This window comes from Fuscovulum ytuae (assembly GCF_029953595.1).
Classification (GTDB): Bacteria; Pseudomonadota; Alphaproteobacteria; order Rhodobacterales; family Rhodobacteraceae; genus Paragemmobacter; species Paragemmobacter ytuae.
Window position 1 is genome coordinate 1,431,528 of record NZ_CP124535.1, and the last position, 22,971, is coordinate 1,454,498.

At 63.3% G+C, this 22,971-nt stretch carries 23 protein-coding genes; 6 read left to right on the forward strand and 17 right to left on the reverse strand.

Annotated features, from left to right (window positions below; translation table 11 throughout):
- Positions 1-5 precede the first annotated feature (5 nt).
- The 8 genes from QF092_RS06890 to QF092_RS06925 all read right to left on the reverse strand — a co-directional run bounded on the left by QF092_RS06890 (position 6) and on the right by QF092_RS06925 (position 7,920).
- Positions 6-836, reverse strand: coding sequence for a carbohydrate ABC transporter permease (locus QF092_RS06890; protein ID WP_281468862.1), 831 nt, complete (start codon positions 834-836; stop codon positions 6-8).
- 14 nt (positions 837-850) lie between these two features.
- Positions 851-1,723 (reverse strand): carbohydrate ABC transporter permease, encoded by an 873-nt coding sequence (locus QF092_RS06895; RefSeq protein ID WP_281468864.1) that lies wholly within the window; start codon positions 1,721-1,723, stop codon positions 851-853.
- A 158-nt stretch (positions 1,724-1,881) separates the two neighbouring features.
- The gene (locus QF092_RS06900) at positions 1,882-3,192 is read right to left on the reverse strand and encodes an ABC transporter substrate-binding protein (RefSeq protein ID WP_281468866.1); all 1,311 of its coding nucleotides are present in this window, start codon (positions 3,190-3,192) and stop codon (positions 1,882-1,884) included.
- 212 nt (positions 3,193-3,404) lie between these two features.
- Positions 3,405-4,361 carry a sugar-binding transcriptional regulator gene (locus tag QF092_RS06905; protein ID WP_281468867.1) on the reverse strand — a complete coding sequence of 319 codons (957 nt, stop codon included), beginning with the start codon at positions 4,359-4,361 and terminating at the stop codon, positions 3,405-3,407.
- Positions 4,358-5,044, reverse strand: a complete 687-nt coding sequence (locus QF092_RS06910; protein WP_281468870.1) for an HAD family hydrolase — start codon at positions 5,042-5,044, stop codon at positions 4,358-4,360. Before QF092_RS06910 ends, QF092_RS06905 begins: the two co-directional genes overlap by 4 nt.
- A gap of 358 nt (positions 5,045-5,402) precedes the next feature.
- Positions 5,403-6,326, reverse strand: a complete 924-nt coding sequence (gene rbsK / locus QF092_RS06915; RefSeq protein WP_281468872.1) for a ribokinase — start codon at positions 6,324-6,326, stop codon at positions 5,403-5,405.
- 18 nt (positions 6,327-6,344) lie between these two features.
- Complete coding sequence (locus QF092_RS06920; RefSeq protein ID WP_281468874.1) at positions 6,345-6,797, reverse strand: RbsD/FucU family protein; 453 nt, start codon at positions 6,795-6,797, stop codon at positions 6,345-6,347.
- A gap of 70 nt (positions 6,798-6,867) precedes the next feature.
- Positions 6,868-7,920: an ABC transporter ATP-binding protein gene (locus QF092_RS06925; RefSeq protein WP_281468876.1), complete on the reverse strand. Its 1,053-nt coding sequence runs from the start codon at positions 7,918-7,920 to the stop codon at positions 6,868-6,870.
- A gap of 268 nt (positions 7,921-8,188) precedes the next feature.
- On the opposite strand from QF092_RS06925, the gene QF092_RS06930 reads away from it, so the two are divergent.
- On the forward strand, positions 8,189-9,820 hold the full coding sequence (locus QF092_RS06930) for an extracellular solute-binding protein (RefSeq protein ID WP_281468878.1): 1,632 nt from the start codon (positions 8,189-8,191) through the stop codon (positions 9,818-9,820).
- A 98-nt stretch (positions 9,821-9,918) separates the two neighbouring features.
- On the opposite strand, the gene QF092_RS06935 is transcribed toward QF092_RS06930, so the two are convergent.
- The 4 genes from QF092_RS06935 to pufB form a co-directional block, all read right to left on the reverse strand.
- Positions 9,919-10,548: a hypothetical protein gene (locus QF092_RS06935; protein ID WP_281468880.1), complete on the reverse strand. Its 630-nt coding sequence runs from the start codon at positions 10,546-10,548 to the stop codon at positions 9,919-9,921.
- 42 nt (positions 10,549-10,590) lie between these two features.
- Positions 10,591-12,048 (reverse strand): PucC family protein, encoded by a 1,458-nt coding sequence (locus QF092_RS06940; RefSeq protein WP_420026533.1) that lies wholly within the window; start codon positions 12,046-12,048, stop codon positions 10,591-10,593.
- A 141-nt stretch (positions 12,049-12,189) separates the two neighbouring features.
- The gene (locus QF092_RS06945) at positions 12,190-12,501 is read right to left on the reverse strand and encodes a light-harvesting protein (protein WP_281468884.1); all 312 of its coding nucleotides are present in this window, start codon (positions 12,499-12,501) and stop codon (positions 12,190-12,192) included.
- 10 nt (positions 12,502-12,511) lie between these two features.
- Positions 12,512-12,667 (reverse strand): light-harvesting antenna LH1, beta subunit, encoded by a 156-nt coding sequence (gene pufB / locus QF092_RS06950; RefSeq protein ID WP_281468885.1) that lies wholly within the window; start codon positions 12,665-12,667, stop codon positions 12,512-12,514.
- A gap of 441 nt (positions 12,668-13,108) precedes the next feature.
- Here pufB and QF092_RS06955 point away from each other — a divergent pair, with 441 nt between their 5' ends.
- Genes QF092_RS06955 through QF092_RS06965 form a run of 3 tightly spaced genes read left to right on the forward strand, consistent with a single transcriptional unit; the run spans position 13,109 to position 15,589 of the window.
- The gene (locus QF092_RS06955) at positions 13,109-14,212 is read left to right on the forward strand and encodes a carbohydrate ABC transporter permease (RefSeq protein WP_281468888.1); all 1,104 of its coding nucleotides are present in this window, start codon (positions 13,109-13,111) and stop codon (positions 14,210-14,212) included.
- Entirely contained in the window at positions 14,209-15,132 is a 924-nt protein-coding gene (locus QF092_RS06960) for a carbohydrate ABC transporter permease (protein WP_281468890.1), read from the forward strand. The genes QF092_RS06955 and QF092_RS06960 overlap by 4 nt, the downstream gene beginning before the upstream one ends.
- 1 nt (position 15,133) lies before the next feature.
- The gene (locus tag QF092_RS06965) at positions 15,134-15,589 is read left to right on the forward strand and encodes an RbsD/FucU family protein (RefSeq protein WP_281468892.1); all 456 of its coding nucleotides are present in this window, start codon (positions 15,134-15,136) and stop codon (positions 15,587-15,589) included.
- A gap of 20 nt (positions 15,590-15,609) precedes the next feature.
- On the opposite strand, the gene QF092_RS06970 is transcribed toward QF092_RS06965, so the two are convergent.
- The 4 genes from QF092_RS06970 to QF092_RS06985 form a co-directional block, all read right to left on the reverse strand.
- Complete coding sequence (locus QF092_RS06970; protein WP_281468894.1) at positions 15,610-16,347, reverse strand: creatininase family protein; 738 nt, start codon at positions 16,345-16,347, stop codon at positions 15,610-15,612.
- Positions 16,347-17,828, reverse strand: coding sequence for an FGGY-family carbohydrate kinase (locus QF092_RS06975; RefSeq protein ID WP_281468896.1), 1,482 nt, complete (start codon positions 17,826-17,828; stop codon positions 16,347-16,349). Before QF092_RS06975 ends, QF092_RS06970 begins: the two co-directional genes overlap by 1 nt.
- Positions 17,829-17,833: 5 nt before the next feature.
- Complete coding sequence (locus QF092_RS06980; RefSeq protein WP_281468898.1) at positions 17,834-18,916, reverse strand: M42 family metallopeptidase; 1,083 nt, start codon at positions 18,914-18,916, stop codon at positions 17,834-17,836.
- Between the two features lie 159 nt (positions 18,917-19,075).
- Positions 19,076-19,888, reverse strand: a complete 813-nt coding sequence (locus tag QF092_RS06985) for a BtpA family protein (RefSeq protein ID WP_281468900.1) — start codon at positions 19,886-19,888, stop codon at positions 19,076-19,078.
- Between the two features lie 93 nt (positions 19,889-19,981).
- Between QF092_RS06985 and QF092_RS06990 the strand changes: the two genes are divergently transcribed.
- Together QF092_RS06990 and QF092_RS06995 are read left to right on the forward strand one after the other, a co-directional pair.
- Entirely contained in the window at positions 19,982-21,004 is a 1,023-nt protein-coding gene (locus QF092_RS06990) for an aldo/keto reductase (protein WP_281468902.1), read from the forward strand.
- Between the two features lie 11 nt (positions 21,005-21,015).
- A complete protein-coding gene (locus tag QF092_RS06995) occupies positions 21,016-21,849 on the forward strand; it encodes an amidohydrolase family protein (protein ID WP_281468904.1) in 834 nt (277 codons plus the stop codon).
- A gap of 154 nt (positions 21,850-22,003) precedes the next feature.
- Here QF092_RS06995 and QF092_RS07000 read toward each other — a convergent pair whose 3' ends face one another.
- Positions 22,004-22,969 (reverse strand): sugar phosphate isomerase/epimerase family protein, encoded by a 966-nt coding sequence (locus QF092_RS07000; RefSeq protein ID WP_281468906.1) that lies wholly within the window; start codon positions 22,967-22,969, stop codon positions 22,004-22,006.
- Positions 22,970-22,971: the final 2 nt, after the last annotated feature.

Genomic DNA, 22,971 nt, shown 5'->3' on the forward strand with positions numbered 1-22,971 from the left:
TGTCCTCACTTCACCGCGCCGAAGGTCAGGCCGCGGACGAGTTGCTTTTGGCTGAACCAGCCAAGGATCAGGATCGGCAGGATCGCCATCGCGCTGGCTGCCGAAAGTTTTGCGTAAAACAGGCCCTGCGGGGCCGAAAAACTGGCGATGAAAGCAGACAGGGGCGCCGCCTTGGTGGTGGTCAGGGTGATGGTCCAGAACGCCTCGTTCCACGCCAGAATGATGTTCAGAAGCATGGTGGAGGCGATGCCCGGCAGCGCCATGGGCGTCAGGACATAGACGATTTCGTTCCAGAGGCTGGCACCATCCATGCGAGCGGCTTCGAGGATTTCGCCGGGGATTTCCTTGAAATAGGTGTAGAGCATCCAGATGATGATCGGCAGGTTCATCAGCATCAGCGCAAGGATGAGGCCAAGTTTGGTGTCGAACAAACCGATGCGCTGGAACACCAGATAAAGCGGGATCAGCACCGCGACGGCAGGCATCATCTTGGTGGACAGCATCCACATCAGAAGGTCCTTCGTCCGCTTGCCGGGGACAAAGGCCATAGACCATGCCGCCGGGATCGCGATGGCAAGGCCAAGCAGCGTGGAACCCACGGAAATGATGACGGAATTCCAGAAGAAGCGCGGGTAGTCGGAGCGCTGCCAGACCTCGGCGTAATTCTCGAGCGTCCAGTCGGCGGTAAAGAGTTGCGGCGGCATGGCGACGGCTGAGGCTTCGGTCTTGAAGCTGGTCAGGATCATCCAGAGGACGGGGAAGAAGATCGTCAGCGCCACACCCCAAGCGGCGAGCGTGGTGATCAGGCGACGGCGGGGGGATTGGGCGCGGGCCATGGTCGGGTTCCCCTTCAGTTGTCCAGATGCCGCCCGATGCCGCGCATCAGGAAATAGGCCACGATATTGGCAAGGATGACGGCGATGATCCCACCCGCAGCCGCGCGGCCTATATCCTTGGCGACGATGGCCTGTTTGAAGATCATGTAGGGCAGCGTGGTGGAGGCAGAGCCGGGGCCGCCTTGGGTGGTGGTGAAAATCTCACCGAAAATGCCCAGCAGGAAGATGGTCTGGATCAGGATCACCACCGTGATTGCCCGCGTCAGATGCGGCAGGATGATATAGCGAAAGCGGTTGACGGGGGTCGCGCCGTCCATCTCGGCGGCTTCAAGCTGTTCTGAAGACAGCGATTGCAGCGCCGTGATGAAGATCAGCGTGGCAAAGGGCAGCCATTCCCAGCTGACGATGCCGATGACGGACCAGAGCGGGTATTGTTCCAGAAACAGGATCGGCTGCGCCCCGAAACCCCGGGCGATGGCCGAGAAAAGCCCGTTCTGCGGATGCATGAAGAGGTTTTCCCAGATCGAGGCCGCCACCGGGGGCATGACGAAGAAAGGCGCGATGACGAGGATGCGCAGCATCCCCTGCCCTTTCACGGGCTGGTCGATCAAGAGCGCGATAAGCACACCGAGAACCACGGTAATGACAAGAACCCCTCCGACAAGGGCCAGCGTGTTGAAGATCGCGAGCCAGAAATCGGGCGAGTTGAAGAACCACAGATAATTGTTGAACCCCACCCATCCGGACCGATCCGGGGTCAGTAGGCGGTAGAAGCGGAACGAGAAGTAGAGCGTCATGGCAAGTGGCACGATCATCCAGATCAGAAGGACGATCACCGAAGGCGCCACCATCAGGCGCGCGGCGAGACGGGTGGACTGCGTGGACATGGGCGGTCTCCGATTTCGGGGCGCGAAGGGACGGCCGGGCACAGGGGCGCGCGAGCCGCAGGGGGATTACGTTAATCCCCGCTTAACCAATTGGGCAAGCAACTGAAATATATCGGAAAACACGGGGCCGGCCCGAAGGCCGACCCCGGTTGGGAGGATTACTGGATGTAGCCCGATGCTTTCATTTCATCGGTCACAGCAGCCTGCGCTTCGGCAAGCGCCTCATCCGCCGTCTTCTGGCCAGCCAGCGCCGCCGAGAAGATTTCGCCCACGCTCGTGCCAAGCCCTTGGAATTCCGGGATGGCGACAAACTGCACGCCGACATAAGGCACAGGCTTGACCGTCGGATTGTTCGGGTCAGCCGAATTGATGCTGTCGAGCGTCATCTTGGCAAAAGGAACCGAGGCGTATTCCGGGTTCTCGTAAAGCGAGGTCCGGGTGCCCGGAGGCACGTTCGCCCAGCCTTCCTTCGAGGCGACGAGAGCGAGGTAATCCTTGCTGGTCGCCCAGTTGATGAAGGCCTTTGCAGCATCCTGAGAGTCCGACGAGGACGGGATCGCGAGCGACCAAGCCCAGAGCCAGTTGCCGCGCTTGCCCAGACCGTTGTCGGGAGCCAGCGCGAAGCCGACCTTGTCGGCCACGGTGGAATCGGCACCCGTCACGAAAGAGGCCGCAACGGTCGCGTCAATCCACATGCCGCACTTGCCCTGTTGGAACAGGGTCAGGTTTTCGTTGAACCCGTTGTTCGAGGCACCGGCGGGACCGTAGCTGTTCATCAGGTTCAGGTAGAAGTCGAGCGTGGCCTTCCATTCCGGCTGATCGAACTGGGGGTTCCAGTTTTCATCGAACCAGCGCGCGCCGAAGGAGTTCGACATCGCGGTGAGGAAGGCCATGTTTTCGCCCCAGCCCGCCTTGCCGCGCAAGCAGACGCCGTTGATTTCGGCATCGCGGTTGGTCATCGCGGCGGCGGCCTTTTCGATATCGGCCCAGGTCGGCGCGTCGGGCATCGTCAGGCCTGCGGCTTCCATCAGGTCCTTGCGATACATGACCATGGAGCTTTCGCCATAGAAGGGCGCGGCGAAGAGGTTGCCGTCAATCGTCAGACCGCCGCGGATGGCGGGCAGCAGGTCATCCACGTCATATTCGGCGGGCAGATCGTTCAGCGAGACGAGCCAGCCCTGCTTGCCCCAGATCGGAACCTCGTAGGTGCCGATGGTCAGCACGTCATACTGACCGCCGCCGGTGGCGATATCGGTGGTGACGTTCTGGCGCAGGACGTTCTCTTCCAGCGTGACCCATTCGACCTTGATGTCGGGATGCTTGGCATAGAAGTCATCCATCAGGCCCTGCATGCGGATCATGTCGCCGTTGTTCACGGTGGCCACGGTGATGGTGGTTTCGGCCATGGCCGCCCCGGTCAGGGCAAGCGCGGCCGTCGCGCCAAGAAGCGCGCGCAGCGAAAGTGTCATTGGTTCCCTCCCATAGAAGCGATTGAGCATTTCATCGCTTAATGAGCAATTACCCACACATTGCCCCCCTGCGTCAAGTCTGTTCGTGAGCAAAATTGCATCCAGCGGGCATAAATTCCGCTTGAAACGTCATCGCTTCGGGAAAGGACAGGGTGAACCAGCCGGATTGACGGCAAGTTAATGCAGCGGTTGGCCTATGCCGCACTGCGGTATTAGCGGTGCAGCAGAATCGCCCGGGCCGAGGCTTCGTCGGTGACGATGCCGTTCAGAAGGCCGCCTTTCAGGGCGGCGTGGATCGCGGGCACTTTGGACTGGCCTGCCGCCACGCCGATGGCTGGGCGGGGCAAATGCGGCGCGATGCGGACGCCGCCATTGCGGGTGCTTTCGGGTTTTTCCAGATAGGTGCCTTCGGCGTCGAAGACCCAACCCGCCACCTCGCCCACCGCTCCGCGCGCCTGAAGCGAAGTCAGTTCGGCGCGCGTGATGAAGCCGTCGGCCAGGAGCGGCGCATCATCACCCATTTGGCCCACGCCCACGAAGACCACGTCGGCGCGGGTGGCCAATTCCCGCACGCGCGCGATGGGCGCAAGCGCGGTGAAGGCGGCAAACTCTTGCAATGTCGAGGAAATCACCGGCATCGGCATGGGGTAATGCGGCGCGCGGACCTTGTCAGCGATGCGCATGATGACATCGAAGAAAGAGGCAGAGCCGTCGGGTGCGATATTGCCGATCATTGACACGAGGCTGTGCTGGGGCGCGTCCATCGTTGTCATGGCATCCACCATGCCGCGCAGGGCGCGCCCTGTCCCCAAAGCGATGACCAAGGGATCGGGCATGGACAGGAAGCGTTCCAATTCCTGCGCGGCAGAGGGTGCGATGGCGCGGACGGCATCGGCACCCGGGCCAAGGCCGGGGGCGACGCGGGCGCGGATCAGGCCGAAACGATCGCTCAGGGCTTGTTCCAGTTCAAGACAGGCGGCGATGGGATGTTCGATGCGGACATGGATGAGGCCTTCGGCCATGGCGCGACTGACGAGGCGTTGGGCGCGTTGGCGGCTGACGCCGAGTTCGCGGGCGATCTGGTCCTGCGTCATGCCCGCGACGTAGTACAGCCAGCCCGCGCGGGCGGCATCGTCGCTTTGGCTGGGTTCGGCATCGTGCAGGGTCATGGCGTCACTCTTTCCGCCGCGAACAGGGCCGGATGCGCAGCGCGCAAGGCGGCGAAACTGTCGAAGCTTGCCTCAGGAATGGCATCTTCGGGCGGGGTCAGGTCAAGCCCTTTCAGATGGCTGCCCCCGGTAAAGCGCCAGACGCGCATGCCCGCAGCAAGACCTGCGCGCAGGCCGTTCAGGCTGTCTTCCAGCACGATGCAGGCTGTGGGGTCGGCGCCCATGCGGGCGGCGGCATGCAAGAAAAGATCGGGTGCGGGCTTGCCGCGCGCCACTTCCGAGGCGGTGAAGGCAAGGCCGTCAAACAGGGCGGAAAGTCCCGTGATTTCAAGGGATTTCCGCATGCGTTCGGGGCTGGAGGAGGTGGCGAGACAATAGGGGATGGCAAGGGCGCGGAGGGTTTCAACGACGCCCGGCATCACCGTCAACTCGCGTTCGAAAGCGGCAAGGAGGCGGGCGCGGTAGTCGGCTTCGAACCGGTCGGGAAGCTGCACACCCCAGCGGTCGCGCACCTCTTTCAGGACGACGGGATAGGAACGACCGAGGAAATGGCGGCTCACGAACGCCATGTCCATGTCGACCCCGTAGCCCTTGAGTTCGGCGATGAGCTGGCGGGCAGAGATGACCTCGGAATCGATCAAAACGCCGTCGCAATCGAAGATGAGAAGCTGGGGAATGGTCATGCGGGGGAGAGTGCGGCGGGGGGGAGGGGCTGTCAACGGGGGGTATTGGAATGAGGAGGTAAGGTGTTGGCAGAAAAGGATTAATCCTTTTGGGAGGGCGAAAATGGCTGTGCCCTGTTTTGTGCCGCCTTTTGTGCCGCCACCTGTGGCCACGCACGGTGGGAAAAGGTCGCGTTAACCATCTATTCGGGTCGGGATTCGGGCCGGGGTCATGGATTTGGGTTATGGCTTTGCGTCCCGGTCATTAGGGCGGCTGCGGAATTTGACGCAAATTCCGCGTCGGTTTCTGACGCAGAAACCGGGCGGGGAGCGACGGCGGGGGACGGAATTTGCGTCAAATTCCGTCGCGGTTCCTGCGTCAGGAACCGCAGGCCAGAAGGGCGTCGATTTCTGCCCGTGACGGCATGGCCGGGGCCGTGCCGGGGCGGGTGACGGAAATGCCTGCGGTCGCGCAGCCGAAGCGTACGGCATCGATCACGTCGCGGCCTTCGGTAAGCGCCACAGCGAAGCCGCCATTGAAGGCATCCCCTGCCCCGGTCGTATCCAGCACCTTGCCCGCGCTGATGACCGGCACATGGACCGAACGGGTGCGGTCGCGGTAGAGCGCGCCTCTTTCGCCCAAGGTGATGAGGCAGGCCCCGACCCCGCGCGCGAGAAGCGCGTCGGCGGCAAGCTCTGCCTCGGCCAAGGTGGTGACGGGCAGGCCTGTCAGGCTTTCGGTTTCGGATTCGTTCGGGGTGACGATGTCGCACAGGGCGAGAAGGTCATCATCCAGCGGCGCAGCGGGCGCTGGGTTGAGGATGGTGCGCACGCCGGCGGCGCGGGCAATCTCGAGCGCCCGGCGCGCAGCGGGGATGGGCTGTTCCAACTGGGTGATGAAGACCTTGGCGCCTTCGATCAGGGCGCGGTTCGCCTCGACATCCTCAACCGAGATGCGCCCTGCGGCGCCTGCGGCCACGATGATGGCGTTGTTGCCGGTGGCATTCTCAATGAAGATATAGGCGGCGCCCGTGTAGCTTTCGGCATCCTCGGTGACATGGGGCGTCACGCCCGCCTTGGCCCAAGTGGCCCGCGCGATATCGGCAAAGGCATCCTTGCCGAGACGGGTGATGATGCTGGTCTTGCCGCCCGCCATGGCGGCGGCCACGGATTGGTTCGAGCCCTTGCCACCGGGGCCGAGGACGAAGGAGGTGCCGAGGATGGTTTCGCCCATCTTGGGCTGGCGGTCGGCGCGATAGGCGGTGTCGGCCACGAAGATGCCAAGGATGACGATATCGGACATGGATCTGGTTCCCTGAGATCAGGCGTCGGGCGGGATCACGCCCTTGCGGAACATGAAGCAGCCGTAGAAGCGACGCTCGCCCGTCTGGATGACGGCATAGGATTGGCGGGCCATGTCGTAGAAGGCGAAGCGTTCAATTCCGATCATGGGGCGGGGGCGGCCTTCGGCGCGGTCAATCTCGGCCTGCACCTCTTGCTGGACGGGGGGGATTTCGGCGGGGTTGCCCACCACCTCCATCCGGCCTGCAAAATCATCGACAAAGGTGTCGAGCGGCAGGACGGAGAGGATGGCCTGCACGGCTTCGGCGCAGGTGAGGTTTTCCATCCGCAGCAGTTCCCCGGTGACGGTGGCGCGGGCCACGCTGTCGGAGGGGAAATTGGTGTCGGCCACGATCAGCACGTCGCCGTGCCCCATGGCGCGCAGGACGCGCAGCACATCGGCGTTGAGCCGGTTGTCGATACCCTTGAGCATGTGATCCTCCCTTGGCGGCGGAGCGTGGCGCGCGGCGCGGGCGGGGTCAAGCCGCCTGCCCGCGCGGGGTTCAGAAGCGGGTGCCGCTGGCGCGGTCAAAAAGATGGACAGAGGCCGGATCGACGGGGGCCAGCGTGATGGCATCGCCGGGGCGATGGCTGACGCGGTCACGGAAGACGGCGGTCAGGTCGCGGCCTTCGATGCGGATAACGACATGGGTTTCCGCGCCTGTCGGTTCGACCACGGCCACGGTGCCGGAGATGCCCGATGCAGCGGGGCCGAGGTTTTCGGGGCGGATGCCATAGGTGACTTCGCGCCCATCGGCGACTTTCATCCCCGGCGGCAGGGGAAGGGTCGCGCCGCCCGCGCGGACGGCACCGCCCTGCACCACGCCTTCGATCATGTTCATGGACGGCGAGCCAATGAAGGAGGCCACGAAGGTATTGGCCGGGCGGTCGTAAAGTTCCAGCGGGGCCCCGACCTGTTCGATCCGGCCGCCCTGCATGACGACGATCTTGTCGGCCATGGTCATGGCTTCGATCTGGTCATGGGTGACGTAGACGGTGGTGGTTTTCAGGCGCTGGTGGAGTTCGCGAATCTCGGTCCGCATCTGGACGCGGAGTTTCGCGTCGAGGTTGGAGAGCGGTTCATCGAAGAGAAAGACCTGCGGGTCGCGCACGATGGCGCGGCCCATGGCGACGCGCTGGCGCTGACCGCCCGAAAGGGCGCGGGGATATCGGTCGAGATAGGGGGTGAGGCCGAGGACTTCGGCCGCGCGTTTGACGCGGCTGTCGATCTCGGCCTTGTCCATCCCGCGCATTTTCAGCGCGAAGCCCATATTGGCGGCCACGGTTTTGTGGGGATAGAGCGCGTAGTTCTGGAACACCATCGCGATGTCGCGTTCCGACGGGGGAAGGTTGTTCACCCGCCGCTCGCCGATGCGGATATCGCCAGAGGTGACCTCTTCCAAACCTGCGATCATGCGCAAAAGGGTGGATTTGCCGCAGCCCGAGGGGCCGACCAGCACCACGAATTCGCCATCCGTGATATCCAGGTCCAGCCCGTGGACGACCTGCAACCCGCCATAGGACTTTTTCAGCGCGCGGATCGTGACTTCGGCCATGCACCCCTCCCAAGGTTCTTAGTGATAGGTAACGGGTAGGTGGGGGCCTGTCCACGGACTAATCATACTAACATGTTAGAAACTTGACAGGGGGCCGGGGGCGCGCCAAGGTTTGCAACAGGGAGTGCTGCCGCACGGGGTTGGGAGGCCCCATCTTCCTTTGAGCCGCGCCGGGGCGCGCGCGGGAGTGGCATTCCGAGGGTCACGATCAATCATGAAAAACCGGGGCGTTATCGCATCCGGAGATCATCCTAGGGAGGATAAAGACGTGAAGGTTGGAGCGTATGAGATCATGCAGGCGCGGATGAGCCGCCGCCGCATGTTGCAGGGGGCGACGGCGATGACCGCCGTGGCGGCGATGGGGCCTCTGGGCGGGCTGCGCGCGGCTTCGGCGCAGGAAAACCTGCGGGCCGAAATCCTGAAGATCCCGGGCGTTGGGATGGGGTCCCCGACCGATGCCGATTGGCAGAAGGTGGGCGAGATGTGCCTTGGCGCGACCAAGGCCAGCGTCGCGGAAGGCGAATTCGCCGGGGTTGAGCTGACCTTCATGGGTCTGAACAACCAGAACCTGCACAACTTCCTGTTCCGTGGCTTCCTCAAGCCGTGGGAGGCCTATACGGGTGCCAAGATCAACTGGATCGACCTTGCGCAGGCCGATTACAATGCGCGTCTGCAGCAGTCGATCGCGACCGGTACGGTCGATTTCGACATTCTGGAAATGGGCGCGCCCTTCGAGGGGGACACCGCGGGCAAGGGCCTGCTGGATGAGATGCCCGATTGGGTGAAGACGCAGATCGAGGCGGATGACCTTGTGGGTTACCTGCAACCGCCGGTCGGCACCTGGGATGGCAAGTCCTACCGGATCACCATCGACGGCGACTGCCACACCTTCGCCTACCGGACCGATTACTTCGGCGAGGGCGCGATTGGCGGGGCCACCGTGCCCACGACATGGCAAGAGGTGAATGCGGTGACCAAGGCGCTGGTCGGGCAGACCGACCCGCTGACGGGGCAACCGGCGCATGGCTATCTGGACCCGCTGAAGGGCTGGGGTGGCTTTGGCATGTACTTCATCGCCAACCGCGCAGCGGCCTATGTGAAGCATCCGGACGATCCGGCATGGCTGTTCGACCCCGACACGATGAAGCCGCGCGTCAACAATCCGGGCTGGGTGCAGGCCATTCAGGATGTGATGGACCTGATCGCGACGCCGGGTGCCTATCCGGCCGACCAGATCAACGCCGACCCCGGCACGACCGGCTTCAGCCAGTTCCTGGCGGGTACGGGTTCGATGCTGATGTGGTGGGGCGATATCGGGTCTTCGGCGCGGACATCCGACACCTCGGTCGTGGGGGATGTGGTGGGCTTCGGGATCAACCCCGGTTCGACCCGCCGCTACAACTCGGCCGCGGGCGCGTGGGAAGAAACCGCGAACGAGGCACCGCTGATGGCCTATATCGGCTGGGGCATCTACGTCACCTCCCGCGTGTCGGGCGACGAGAAGAAGCGCAAAGCGGCATGGTCGGCGGCGGCCCATCTGGGCGGCAAGGACCTGTCGCTGTGGACGGCGGCCTATCCGTCGGGCTTCCAGCCCTATCGCAACTCGCACTTCAACTATGAAGAGTGGGAAGCGGCAGGCTATGACCGCGCCTTCGTCGAGGATTACCTTGGGTCGAACGCGGACAGCTACAACCACCCGAACGCCGCGATCGAACCGCGTATCCCGGGCATCTTCCAGTACTATTCGGTGGCCGAGGACGAATTGTCCAAGGGCTTTGCCGGCCAGTATGCCAGCGCGCAGGAGACGGCGGATGCCATCGCTGCTGCGTGGGAGAAGATCACCGACCAGATCGGGCGGGAGAGCCAGATCGCGCTGTACAAGGCGTCTTTGGGGATGTGACCCATCGGTGGCGCGCAGTTTGCTGCGCGCCCCTTCCACACCAAAGCGAACGGCGCGCGGTTGCCCGCGCGCCGTTCTTTTTTGCGGAGGTTGGGGGGTTAGATCTTGGTATAGAGGTCGCGCGAGGGCCATTCGCGGATGGTTGTGGGCAGGCCGAAAAGGGAGGAGGCCAGCCAGCCACCCCGGATGACCGAATCCCGCGCCTTGGGGGCCGAAAGCAGCTTGCCCGGCCAGAATTTCGTGGACATGTAGGCCCCGCCCCGGATCGCCGATGTGCGCGGCTTGCTGGGCGAGATCGGGTTGTTGCCGAAGATGTGGCCATGGCCCATCGGGCGGTAGGGGTTGGACATGAAGAAGGTCTTGCCCGAGTAAATCTTGCCCGACAGATCGACCTTCGGGTCTTCGCGGATATAGACATCCTCATTCGCCAGCCCGACGGAGAGGGCCGGGAAGCGGTTTACCGTCTTGATGGCATGGCGCGCCGTCCCCATCGGGGCGAAGGGGGCGTTGACCACCAGAAGGGCACGGCCTTCGGCGATGGCCGAGGCATAAGCCGCCGCCGAAGCAGAGGGCACGCGGGCCGCGCGCATCCGGTCTGTGGCAGCGGTTGGTCCGTCCCGCGTGATCACCTCGATCGTTGCAGGGTTGTGCCCACTGCCCGTGAGGGCCGCGACCACCGCCTGTGCAGCGGTCACGTCAGGGTAAAGTCTGGTGATGATCGTCGTCATTTCCTGTCCCTTTTGCTGAACGGCCGGTATGTGCCTGTCACGTCATTGTAGGGGCTCAGCCAAGCCGTTTTGCGCGGTGGCACTGCCTTTGGAGGGGGAAGTAGCACTGCCCTGCCCCGTGTCGACATCCTGCCGTCGCAATGGCAGCGCCAGAGCGAGGGCAAGGAGGAGAAGCCCCGCCTCCAGCCCGAAGACGGGCATGTAGGGTGATGCTGCGGCACCATGTGCAGCATCTGGGGCAAGAAGCATCACGTCGCGGATCACGCCGCCGAGGGCGACGGCGGCACCGGCGGCGGTGGTCTGCACCGCGCCCCAAGCGCCAAGCGAGAGGCCGATCTGTTCACGCGGCGCGGCGCGCATCGTGGCCGTCAATGTGCCATGTCCGAAGAGGCCTGCGCCGAAACCCGCGATCAGCGTGGCCGCAATCAGGAGCGGTACGGTCAGCAGGGCCGCCGAGACCATGACCATCAGGAAAGCCGGAATGCCGATCAGGGCACCGAGGGAGGCCACGGTCATCGGCTGCCAGCCGTCGCGACCCAGCCACCGCGATGCCAGCGCAAAGCCCACAAGGCTGCCGCAGGCCAGAACCACGGTGAGGCGGGTGGTCTGTGCCACAGTCATGCCGAGAACCTGCCCACCGAAGGGTTCAAGCAAGACATCAGCCATGCCAAAGCCAGCCGTGCCGAGTGCGATGACGGCGAGCAGGCGCAGCATGCCGGGCTGTGCAGAGAGTTGCTTCATGGCCTTTGTGAAGGCGATCTCGCGCCGAGGTGCGTTGGCACGGTTGCGGTTGCGCGCTTCCTGCTGCCACATCGCGAGACCGTTAAGAACGATCGTGACGACGGCTGTGCCTTGGATCACCTGAATCAGACGGCCAGGCGTGTAGGTCGAGAGCAGCGCACCGTAGACGAGAGCGGCGAGGATCATGCCGATGAGAAGCATGACATACATCAGGCCAACGACCTTTGGCTGATCCTCTTGCGGGACCAAGTCGGTGGCGAGCGCGAGGCCGACCGTCTGCACGATGTGCATCCCTGCCCCGACCAGCAGGAAGGAGAGCGCCGCCGCGGAAAGCCCGATCCAGCGCGGGGCATCGACAGCCTCGCCATAGCCCGACAGAACCAGAAGGGCGAAGGGCATGATCGCGAAACCGCCAAACTGATACATCGTGCCCTTGAAAATCCATGGCAGGCGGCGCAGGCCGAGGGCTGATTTGAACGTATCGGATTTGAAGCCGATGAAGGCGCGGAAGGGCGCGAAGACCAGCGGCAAGGCCAGCATCAGCGCGACCAGCGTGGCCGGCACCTGCAGTTCGACGATCATCACCCGATTCAGCGTGCCGACCATCAGGACAAGCGCCATGCCGACGGTCATCTGGAAGAGCGACAGGCGCAAGAGACGGGAAAGTGGCACTTCATCCGAGGCCGCATCGGCAAAGGGCAGGTATTGCGGTGCCATGGCCGCGAGACGCCCGAGTGCGAACCGTTTGTAGTCAAACATCGCCGACACACCCATGTTGTGATCCGGCCGTCGTTCGCGTGCCGGGTGCGGGGGCAGGGTGAGGTCCGCCTGCCGGAGGACAGGGAACCCCACGCCTGATTGCGTCGCGCGCAAGCCCTGTCGGACCCGCGCGCGACGGTGTCAGTCGAGAGCCGCCATTATTTCGGATGTCTGCAAAACGGCGTGGGCCGTCGTGCCATCCGGCATGGTGATCAGCACCTCTTGCGCACCACCGGGTATGTAGGCCGCTTTGGCGACCCCATCTTCCGGCAGCACGAGCGCGGCGGCAGCCGTGCCCGTCCCAAGGGGTTTGCCCGAAAGGAAATCCGCCACCCATGACGTGTTGCTTAGGACGGCAACATGGACAGCGAAGGACCCAACGGCGACAGCTGAAAGGAACAGCGGAACTCCAACGGTCGGCTTGACGACAAGCCACATCTTTGCGTTGTTCATTCTGTTCTCCTCAGCCGAGCCAAGGCGTTGTGACGGCGACGAGTATATGCGCGAGCAGGGCGATCGCCCCAAACACGCGCGTGCCGTCGATGAGGTAACTGTGGACTTCTTCAGCTTCTCTCAAGGTGAGGCCAGTCGGCCATACCTTGTCAGGATCGTTGGACATTGCTGCTCCTCCGTGCCCTCGTCGTCGTGGGTGCAGTGGTGGGTTGACGACATTCCGCCCACCTCGGCCTTGCCGCCAGCGAATTGCTTTCTGTCAGCATCAGGTCCCAGCCTGAGACTGTCATTTTTGAATTACATTTTCAACTGTAACAAAAACTTTACACATGCGAGTGGCGCCGCTGATACGGCCTGCTAGGGCAGCATCGATACCAAATTCATATTCTTGATTTTTTTCTCGTCGGAGGGGGTGCAGGACCGCAGTGCGTCGCCACAGCGCAGGCGCGGATCGGGCAACCTTTGCTGCATGAAGAATGATTTCCGGGTGACAAATGGGCCCGCGCCCAAGGCCGTGACAGACCGTGATTCGATGCCCGAGTCGGTTGCACGCCGTGAAGCGGGGAAAGCACTTTCCAGACGGGAAAGGGCAAGCTAACATGCTAGCATGAGCAACGGTGACCTTCTTCACGTCGTCACGAACGACAACATCTCGGACGGGCGCAAGCGGTTCGGGCGCGCGATGATCTGGGGCACGGCGGCGCTGACCGTGCTGGTTGCCGCTTTGCAGGTGATGCAGGCCACGGGGAATGGCGATTTCGGCTTCACCAATTGGCGGCCCACCCTTTATGCCTTTTGCACATGGGCGGTCGCGCTGTGCTGGGGGCAGGTTCTGATCCGTGGGGAGCATGGGAAGCGGACGCTGTTCGTGCTGCCTGCCGCGATCTTTGTGGCGGCGCTGACGATCTTTCCGCTGCTTTTCGGTCTGATCATCGCATTCAGCGACTGGAACCTTTCCAGCCCGACGGGGCGGCAGTTCAATGGGCTGGACAATATCCGGCAGATGTGGGGCGACCCGTTCTTCTGGAACGCGCTGGGGAATATGGGTCTTTATAGCGCGGCGATCCTTGTGGAATATGCCATCGCCTTTGGGTTGGCGCTGCTGCTGAACGCGCAGATCCGGGCGCGGAAGTTCTTTCGGGTGGTCTTCCTGCTGCCCTTGATGCTGTCGCCTGTCGCCGTGTCTTGGATGATCGGGAAGTCGATGCTGGAGGCGCGGTTCGGGCCGCTTTCGCGGCTGGCGCGGTTCTTCGGGGTGGAGAACCCGTCCTTCTTCGGGTCGCCTGAGATTGCGCGGGCGACGATCATGGTGATGGACGCCTGGACCTATATCCCCTTCATGATGATCATGATCCTTGCGGGGCTTCAGGCCATCCCCAAGGAGTTGAACGAGGCGGCCAAGGTTGACGGTGCGAATGGCTGGCGGAATTTCTGGGAGGTGACATTCCCCCTGATGCTGCCTGTGTCGATCACCGCGATCCTGATCCGCATCATATTCAAGCTGAAGCTGGCGGATGTGGTGATCAACGTCACTTCGGGCGGGCCGGGCGGCGCGACGGATACGGTCACCAGCTTTATCTTCCGGGAATATAGAGAACGTTCGAATGTGGGTTACGGCACCCTGCTGGCCTTCGTCTATCTGGTGATCATCGTCATCGCGATGACCATCCTGATGAAACTTGCCGACCGCTGGATGAGGCCCCGGACATGACTGCGAGCGCGCAAATTTTCCGGGACAGCGAGGCCGACCGTCGCCACCGCGCGAAATGGTGGACAAGCCGGGTGGCCATCTATGGCGTGCTGATCCTGTGGGCGATCATCTGCATGTTCCCGATCTATTGGACGATCACCACCAGCTTTAAGATGGCGCCCAATGTGATGAAGGGGAACATGATCCCTTGGGTGGATTATCAGCCCGCATGGCTGGGTTGGCGGTCCTTGGGCCTGTCGCCCGACACGATCTGGAACGAAAGCACGGTGCGGGCGGAGTTCATGAAGCGTTTCATGAATTCGGCGGTGATCTCGGTCACCTCATCCGGATTGGCCGTGGTTCTGGGCAGTCTTGCGGCCTATGGCCTGTCGCGGTTCAATTATCGCTTCGGCTTTATGAAGAATTCCGACATCAGCTTTTTCTTCCTGAGCCAGTTGATCCTGCCGCCCGTTGTCTTGGCCCTGCCCTTCCTTGTGCTTTACAAGGAGTTGGCGCTTCTGGACACGCGGGTGGGGTTGATCCTGCTTTATACGCTCTCGGTGCTGCCCATCGTCATCTGGATCATGCGCGACCAGTTCGGATCGATCCCGACCGAGTTGGAGGAGGCGGCGTTGGTCGATGGGCTGTCGGTTTGGGGGGCATTCGCCACGATCATCCTGCCGATTGCCCTGCCGGGGATGGTGGCGGCCTTCATCCTGTCCTTGGTCTTGACATGGAACGAGTATTTCTTCGCGGCGCTGCTGACATCGACGCATGCCAATACGCTGCCCGTGATGGTGGCGAGCCAGACCGGGAGCCAAGGGATTTCATGGTGGTCGATGGCGGCGCTGTCTTTCGCGGCGATCCTGCCATTGATCGTGATTGGGGTCGTCTTGGAGAAATACATCATCAAGGGCATGGCGGCGGGCGCGGTGAAGTGACGTGCTGAAGGGGATCGACCAGCGGCTGTCGGCAGAGGTGGTGCATGTCCTCATGCTGATGGGGCATGGCGACGATCTGGTGATCTGCGATGTGAACCATCCGGCGGCGACGATTGCTGCGGAAACGACCTATGGGCGGTTGGTGGATATGGCGGGTTGCGATATCCCGACGGCGGCGCGGGCGATATTGTCGTTGATGCCATTGGATACGTTCGTTCCTGCCCCCGTGCGTCGGATGCAGGTGGTGGGGAATCCTGAGGGCGTGGTGCCGATCTTTGGCCGGATGCAGGCAGTGGTCGATGCCGCCGAGGGACGGCGGGTGGAGATAGAGGCGCTGGAGCGGTTTGCCTTTTACGAGGCGGCGAAGCGGGCCTTTGCCATCATCCGCACCAGTGACAGCGGGCCTTACGGCTGTTTCATCCTGAAGAAGGGCGTGGTGGATTTGGCTGAACTGTAGGATGGGCAATATTGCCCTGCCTACGGGGTCAGCCCCAGAACCTGCCGCAGATGCGCCAGCGCAAGGGCGATGCCCTCTTCCCCTTTTGCTGCCGTTGCACGGGGGGCGGTTTCGGTCCACCACGGGTGCCCTTCTGCCACCCGGTCCATCGCCACGGTGTCGGGCGCAAGCGCCAGCATGAGGGCGGTTTCGCCCTCACCGGCGTGATCGAAGGGGAAAACATCGTTTTTCGGGAAAAGCGGATGGAGACGGATCCAGTTGAACGGGTCTGACCCTTCGGCGTGCTGGGCGTAGTAATCGGCCATGTCCCGCCTGCCCCACCAGCCTGCGCCCCGCTCCGCCTCGAGATGCCGGAAGATCGCGTTGCGGGCGGCAAGGCGGAAGGACAGGTCGGTGGGCATCCCTTGGGCGATGTTTTCCGACTGGTGATGGATCACGGCATGGATGTTGCGAAAGCCCGCCTTGAGGAGCGATGCGCAAAGCGCCTCGAAAAACGGGGTCAGGGCTGTGGCGTCGATATGCAGCGTGGTGCCATGCTCTGGCCCTGCAACGGCGTGACTGGCCGCGCCATAGGCGAAGGGGGGAAGGGTGATGACCTCATCCCCAAGCCGATCAAGAATTTCGGTCACGGCAAGCAGATCCACCCCGGCGGGAAGGTGGCCGCCGTGATGTTCCATCACGCCCAATGGCAGAATGACGGGCGTTCCCGCAGCGATGGCCGCCTGCACCTGATGGGGGCGCATCCGGTCATAGCGCATCAGGCGCGCCCCAATTCATGCGCGATCTGACGCGTCTGCGTGTAGAGATGCTTGAACAACGGATATTGCCGCGCATAGGCCGCCACCGTTTCGGGCCGCACGGTGCGGGCGACGGGATTCCATTCGACGATCTCATCCGGCATGGCCATGCCAACGGCGGTGGCGGCAAGGAAGGCGTCGCCATAGCTGGCCCCCACCGTCTTTTCGCAGACGATCTGCCCTGCCCCGCCGATATCCGACGTGGCCTGCATCCAGACGGCGTTCTTCGTCCCGCCACCCACGGCAAGGATGCGCTGGGGAAAGGCATCCAATTCGCGATAGGTGTCAAGGACATGGGCGGTCCCCGAAGCGATGCCTTCCAAGACGGCACGGAACATGTCGCCGCGCGTATGGGTCAGATCTAGGCCGAAGAAGGCCCCCTTGGCCAAGGGGTCGTGGATCGGCGTCCGCTCTCCGCTGAAATAGGGCAGGCAGATGAGGCCCTTGGCGCCCTTGGGGCTGGCTGCTGCCTCGGCTGCGAGGTCGCCAAAGCTGGTATCGCGGGCGAATTGATCGCGAAACCAATGGGTCAGCGTGCCGGATGTCGCCAGCCCCGCCATGGAGGCATGCATCCCGGGCCAGAGCCATGGCGCATACCACAGGCGCGGGTCGCGAACGGGGTCCGACGTGACCTGAATGATGAAGATGGTAGAGCCATACATCATCATCATCTCGCCGGGGCGCTGCACGCCCACGCTGACGGCCTCGGCCGCCGCATCGATCGTGCCGCAGGTGACGGGGGTGCCTTCGGCAAGACCCGTCTCGGCGGCGGCCTGCGCTGTCACATGGCCTGCGATCTCGGTGGACCACATCAGCTTTGGCAACTTGTCCAAGGGCAGGATGTCGGGTGCCAGCGCATCGGTCCAGTTCAGCGTGTTGACGTCATAAAGGGGCGAGAAATTGGCCGCCGTGTAATGGTCGATGGCGTAAACGCCCGTCAGTTTCCACGTGATGTAAGAGGTGGAGGTCAGAACCTTCGCCGTCCGGGCATAAAGGTCGGGGTGGTGGTTCTTGAGCCAGAGGATCTTTGGCCCCACCGATTGCGAGGTGAGCGCGTTGCCGCAGGCGGCCATGATGCGGTCTGCCCCGATGGTGGCGGTGAGGTGGTCAATCTCGACCGCCGCGCGGGTATCGACGCCGTACAGGACGCCATTCATCAGGGGTGCGCCTGTCGCATCCACGGGCAGCATGCAGGGCCCGATGGCAGAGGCGGCAATGCAGGCGATATCCTTTGGGTTCACGCCGGACTCGGCCAAAAGCGCACGGGTGATGTGGACGAAATCGCCCCACCAATCCTCATCCGCGCGGTGTTCGGCCCAGCCGGGGCGCGGGACGAGCATCTTGTGGGGCCTTGTGGCGGTGGCGACGATGCGCCCCGCGCCATCCACCAGAACGCCCTTGGATTCAAACGTGCCGATGTCGATGCCAAGTGTGTGGGTCATGGGGATCACCGGATCAGATTGAAGCCGGGGGTGATGCGGGTCAGCGCCGCCTCAAGCAGCGTGACCATCTGCGCCACATCGGCGGGGTCCACCACCTCGAGCGCGGAATGGGTATAGCGCATGGGGAAGCCGACATCGAGGCAGGCCACCCCCTCCTCCCCCATGAACTGGATATAGCTGAGATCGGTGAGCGCCCCGGTATGAGCAGAGCGTTGCAGGGGCAGGCCTTCGGCGGCGGCCACCTCTTCCATCAGCGCAACAAGGGCGGGATGCGGGATCACCCCGTTCAGCGTGCCGCGCCCGTGGAAGGAATACAGGCTGATGCCGGGGCCGCCGCCCAAGGTGACATCCCCGCGCGATGCCATATCCGGCGTATCGCAGGCCAAGAGCAGATCGATCTGGAACGCGATGTCGGGTCTTGCGGCGGCGGCGGCGGGCAGGACGCCGCGCAGGTTGTATTCCTCTTGCACCGACCAGACGAGGTGAACCGTCGGCCCGGTATTGCGGTCCTTCAGACGTGCGGCAAGGTCCACCAAAGCGGCGCATCCCGCGCGGTCATCGGCGCTGGTTCCAGCCAAGCGGCCATTCGCTAGCGCGATCACATTGGGGCGATAGACGACCGGGTCACCGATGCGCAGGCCTGCCGCCTCGGCCTCGGCCTTTGAGGTGAAACCGGCATCGACGTAAAGCTCGGCATAGGGGAGGACGCGGTATTTTTCTTCCGGCGTGGTGGCATGATGGCTTTTATTGGCGATCAGCCCCGGCACATCGCCCGCCCGCGTACAGATCACAACGGCCTGCGCCGCCAGCGCGCGTTCGGGCACGCCGCCCAGCCGTTCCAGCCGGATCAGGCCATTGGCTTCGATCTTGCGCAGGATGAACCCCAACTGGTCCATATGGGTAAAGACCAGAACCGAGGGCGCGGCGGGGTCGCCGTCCAGCGTGGCGGAAAGGTTGCCCAACCGGTCGGTGCGATGGGCGATCCCCAACCCATCGAGATCGGCCTTGATCCGGGCGCGGATGCGATCCTCATGCCCGGCAAGGCCGGGGATCAGCATGTAATCACGGATCAGATCATGCAGTGCCATTGCAGCCCCCTGCCCTTTCATCTTGGCCCAAATACTCACAGGGGGTGAATTGGCCGCAGGCCAAGAGGGGGCGTGTGCGCCCCCTGAACGCGGAGCCGGAGCGCGCCAGCGCGGAGGCGACAGGAAAGGCTTGCGCGTCAGCGCTCCGTTTAGGTCGCATCAATAGCCCCTCGCAGCGCGGGCGCGGTCCATGAAATCCTTCGCGCGGTCCGGGTCGACGGCGGCCCAGGTGTCGCCTCCGATCTTCAGGGCAGACCCCACGATGCAGCCATCGGCCACGCGCAGGACATCGGCGATGGTTGCGTGTTTCACGCCCGTATTGGCAAGGACGGGCGTCTTCGGCAGGACGCGCTTGACGCCTTCGAGATCGCGCATCTCTGCCGCTTCGCCGGTGATGGCGCCAGAGACAAGCACCGCATCGGGGATCGAAGAAAACACCGCTGATCGCGCCCGATCCGGCAAGGAGCGTGGGTCGAGGCTGCCCGCGAATTCCGCCGAGACGTTGTAAAGCAGCGCGCAATCGGAATTGCCCAGCCGATGCTGATAGCGCTGTGCCGCGCCTGCATCGGGGGCCCAGATGCCCATATCCGACGCATAAGTTCCCGTGAAAATCTCGCGCAGAAAAGCCGCCCCGGTGGCGGCGGCAAGGGCGACCGAGGCCATAGGGTCCCAAAGGACATTGACGCCGAAGGGCACGGTGATGCGGTCGCGCAGGCGGCCGATCACATAGGCCATGGTCGCGGTCGAAGCAGTGTCGACCTTCAGCTCATAGGGGCGGTCGTTTTCGTTGCCGAACATCACGGCATCCACGCCCGCTGCCTGCAGGGCGGCAAGGTCGCGCGCGGCACCGTCCAGGATCGCCTCCACCCCACCTGCCTTGTCATGCAGCGGCGTGCCGGGCAGCGCGCCCAGATGCACCATGGCGATGACGGGCTTGCGTCCGGCACCGAAGACTTTCTCGAAACGCGACATTGCATCCTCCTCGACTGGGCGAAGGCTAGACGGAAAGGGATTTGACCGGAAGGGGGAACATACTAGCATGTCAGTGTCTTTCGGGGGGGGAACATGCAGGAACGGCGACACTGGGACAGGCTGGGGAATGGCGGCCTTGACTTTACCACGCTGGGCTTTGGGTCCGCCCCGATCGGAAACCTGTTCCGGGCAATTTCGGATGACGACGCGCATGCGGTGCTGGAGCGCGCTTGGATAGGGGGCATCCGCTATTTCGACACGGCGCCGCTTTATGGCCTTGGCCTGTCGGAGACCCGGCTGAACCGGTTTTTGCGGGGCAAGCCGCGCGAGGCCTATGTCATCTCGACCAAGATCGGGCGGCTGTTCCGGGCCACGACACCGGACAAGCGGGACGGGTTCGGCAAATGGTTCGACGTGCCATCGCGCAATGAAATCTATGATTACGGCTATGATGCCGTGTTCCGATCCGTCGAATTTTCCTTGGAGCGGTTGGGGATAGACCGGATCGACATTCTTTATGCGCATGATCTGGACATCTTCAATCACGGGTCGCAGACAGCGCTGGATGCGCGGTTGGCCGAGTTCATGGCAGGCGGATACCGCGCCTTGGTCAAGCTGCGGGATGAGGGCGTCATCCGCGCCTTCGGGGCCGGGGTGAATGAATGGGAGCCCTGTCGCTGGCTGCTGGATCGAGGGGATTTCGACATCTTCCTTTTGGCGGGGGAGTATTCGCTGCTGCGGACCGACTCGCTTGAGGGGTTCATGGACCCGGCGGCGGCACGGGGGGTGGGGGTGGTCGTCGGGGGCCCGTATAATTCCGGCATCCTTGCCACGGGGCCGCGTCCGGGGGCGCAGTATCGCTATGAGGATGCGCCGGATTGGGCGATGGAAATGGCGGGGCGGTTGCAGGCGCTGTGTCAGGCGCATGGGGTGCGGCTGGTGGATGCGGCCTTTCAGTTCTGCGCGCGGCATCCGGCGGTCCTGTCGGTGATCCCCGGCGGGCAAAGCCTGACCGAGATGGAAAGCAATCTTCAGGCTGCGGCAGCCGATATTCCGGCGGCGCTGTGGGGTGCGATGAAGGCCGAGGGGTTGATCCACCCCGACGCGCCAGTGTGAGAGGGCGGCATATGCAGATCGATGCGCATCAACATTTCTGGCACCCCGCGCGGGGGGATTACGGCTGGATGCCGAAGGATGACCCGGTGCTGTCGCGACCCTATGGTCCGGCGGAGCTTTGGCCGCAGTTGCAGGCGGCGGGGGTGCAGGGGACGATCCTTGTGCAGGCGGCACCGACGGTGGCCGAGACGGAATATATGCTGGGCATCGCGGATGCGACGCCTTGGGTTCTGGGCGTGGTGGGTTGGGTGGATTTCGAACGCCCCGCCGATCTGGCCGAGATGCGGCGGCTGGCACAGCATCCGAAGATGAAGGGTCTGCGGCCCATGATCCAGGACATTCCCGATGATGGCTGGATGCTGCGGGAGGATGTGCAATGGGCCTTTCGCGCCATGTGCGATCTGGGGCTGCGCTTTGACGCGCTTGGCTTTCCGCGCCATCTGGCGAATTTCCTGACGATCTTGAAGCGTTATCCCCGGCTTGAAGTGGTGGTGGATCACTGCATGAAGCCGCAAATCCGTGAGAAATCAGAGGCGCATTTCCGGCATTGGGCCGAAGGGATGAGCCGGATCGCGGGCGAGACGGCGGCGGTGGTGAAATTCTCGGCCCTGATCACGGAGGCCGATGCCGATTGGACGGTTGAGGATTTGAAGCCCTATGTCGATCACGTCTTTGCCGTCTTTGGCCCCGAGCGGGTGATGTGGGGGTCTGATTGGCCAGTCTGCCGGTTGCGTGGGGAATATGCCGATTGGCGCGCGGCGGCGGAACGTTTGACCGAGGGGCTGACGGATGTGGACCGGGCGCTGATCTATGGCGGGACGGCGGTCGGGTTTTACGGGTTGTGAATGCGGAGCGCCGCGCGAAGGGCGCGGCGCAAGCCTTTTGCCTCGCCTGCGCGGCTGCGCCGCTTCGGCTCAGGCCGGGGGTTTCACACCCCCGGACCCCCGTGGAGTATTTTCCCCAAGATGAAGGGGCTATGTTTTACGTAATTTACGTAAATCAGGCGCCATAGAGGGCTTTGGCGATGCGGCGGGTGGCGGCGGCGGCGTCCTGTCGGGACATCGCGTCTAGAAGGTCGGGGTCATCGCGCAGGCCTGCCGCGATGGCGCGGAGCCGTTCCGTAAGGGCAAGGTTGGCGCGGGATTCCTGAACCGGGTCCATGCCGCCGTGATCGGGGAAGGTGTCGAAATAGATCACACCGTCATAGCCCAGACGGTCAAGCAGCCAGAAGAGTTCCACTGTCTGGACCGGGTGGACGGTGCCCGCGATCAGGCCATCATCGCGCTTGGCATAACCGTCATTCAGATGGACACCCATGATCCGGCAATGGCGGGCGGCGAGGGCGGCGGATTTGGCTGGCATCTCGCCCGCGAAAAGCATGTGGCAGAAATCGAGCGTGACGCCGAGGTTCGGGCGGGCGAGGTCGCGGATGGCATGGAGGGTGGTGGCCATGTCAGGCAGGACAGACCACGAGCGGGGTTCGTTGGGTTTGTATTCGATGGAGATGTCGAGGGCGGGGTTGTGGTCGCAAACCTCGGCCAAGGCGGAGAGGGTGTCATCCCACATCCGGGTGTAATCGCCCTGAAAGCTGTAATCGAAACCGTCTTGGCCGAGCCAGACGGTCATGACTGTGCCGCCCATCTGGGCCAAGGCGTCAAGGCCGCGCTTGGTGATGTCGATCGCAGCGCGGCGGATGGTTTGGTCGGGATGGGTGAAGGCCCCAAGGCGGAAGCCCGGATCGGTGTAGTAGCGCATGGCAAGGCCATTCAGGGCCATACCGTTTTGTTGCAAGATTTCGGTCAGTTCTGCCGGGGTGTGATGGTCGAAATGGTCGGGAAAGTTCAAGTCGGCGGCATCGATGCCGCCCACCTGTCCGGCCTTTGCCAGCATGTCGGCCACCGTGTCGCCCTTTGTCTTGAAGGCGTTCAGGCGCGCGGCATAGCGCGGGCGGTTTGCAAGGATCATGG

Excerpts from the sequence above, each read along its gene's own strand:
- QF092_RS06995 (WP_281468904.1), top strand. The coding sequence starts at position 21,016 with ATGCAGATCGATGCGCATCAACATTTCTGGCACCCCGCGCGGGGGGAT.
- rbsK (WP_281468872.1), bottom strand. The coding sequence starts at position 6,326 with ATGTCCGATATCGTCATCCTTGGCATCTTCGTGGCCGACACCGCCTAT.
- QF092_RS06910 (WP_281468870.1), bottom strand. The coding sequence starts at position 5,044 with ATGACCATTCCCCAGCTTCTCATCTTCGATTGCGACGGCGTTTTGATC.
- QF092_RS06960 (WP_281468890.1), top strand. The coding sequence starts at position 14,209 with ATGACTGCGAGCGCGCAAATTTTCCGGGACAGCGAGGCCGACCGTCGC.
- QF092_RS06935 (WP_281468880.1), bottom strand. The coding sequence starts at position 10,548 with ATGACGACGATCATCACCAGACTTTACCCTGACGTGACCGCTGCACAG.
- QF092_RS06980 (WP_281468898.1), bottom strand. The coding sequence starts at position 18,916 with ATGGCACTGCATGATCTGATCCGTGATTACATGCTGATCCCCGGCCTT.
- pufB (WP_281468885.1), bottom strand. The coding sequence starts at position 12,667 with ATGTCCAACGATCCTGACAAGGTATGGCCGACTGGCCTCACCTTGAGA.
- QF092_RS06905 (WP_281468867.1), bottom strand. The coding sequence starts at position 4,361 with ATGACCCTGCACGATGCCGAACCCAGCCAAAGCGACGATGCCGCCCGC.
- QF092_RS06945 (WP_281468884.1), bottom strand. The coding sequence starts at position 12,501 with ATGAACAACGCAAAGATGTGGCTTGTCGTCAAGCCGACCGTTGGAGTT.
- QF092_RS06925 (WP_281468876.1), bottom strand. The coding sequence starts at position 7,920 with ATGGCCGAAGTCACGATCCGCGCGCTGAAAAAGTCCTATGGCGGGTTG.
- QF092_RS06970 (WP_281468894.1), bottom strand. The coding sequence starts at position 16,347 with ATGCGCTATGACCGGATGCGCCCCCATCAGGTGCAGGCGGCCATCGCT.
- QF092_RS06920 (WP_281468874.1), bottom strand. The coding sequence starts at position 6,797 with ATGCTCAAGGGTATCGACAACCGGCTCAACGCCGATGTGCTGCGCGTC.
- QF092_RS06940 (WP_420026533.1), bottom strand. The coding sequence starts at position 12,048 with ATGTTTGACTACAAACGGTTCGCACTCGGGCGTCTCGCGGCCATGGCA.
- QF092_RS06975 (WP_281468896.1), bottom strand. The coding sequence starts at position 17,828 with ATGACCCACACACTTGGCATCGACATCGGCACGTTTGAATCCAAGGGC.
- QF092_RS06990 (WP_281468902.1), top strand. The coding sequence starts at position 19,982 with ATGCAGGAACGGCGACACTGGGACAGGCTGGGGAATGGCGGCCTTGAC.
- QF092_RS06895 (WP_281468864.1), bottom strand. The coding sequence starts at position 1,723 with ATGTCCACGCAGTCCACCCGTCTCGCCGCGCGCCTGATGGTGGCGCCT.
- QF092_RS06900 (WP_281468866.1), bottom strand. The coding sequence starts at position 3,192 with ATGACACTTTCGCTGCGCGCGCTTCTTGGCGCGACGGCCGCGCTTGCC.
- QF092_RS06955 (WP_281468888.1), top strand. The coding sequence starts at position 13,109 with ATGAGCAACGGTGACCTTCTTCACGTCGTCACGAACGACAACATCTCG.
- QF092_RS06890 (WP_281468862.1), bottom strand. The coding sequence starts at position 836 with ATGGCCCGCGCCCAATCCCCCCGCCGTCGCCTGATCACCACGCTCGCC.
- QF092_RS06985 (WP_281468900.1), bottom strand. The coding sequence starts at position 19,888 with ATGTCGCGTTTCGAGAAAGTCTTCGGTGCCGGACGCAAGCCCGTCATC.
- QF092_RS07000 (WP_281468906.1), bottom strand. The coding sequence starts at position 22,969 with ATGATCCTTGCAAACCGCCCGCGCTATGCCGCGCGCCTGAACGCCTTC.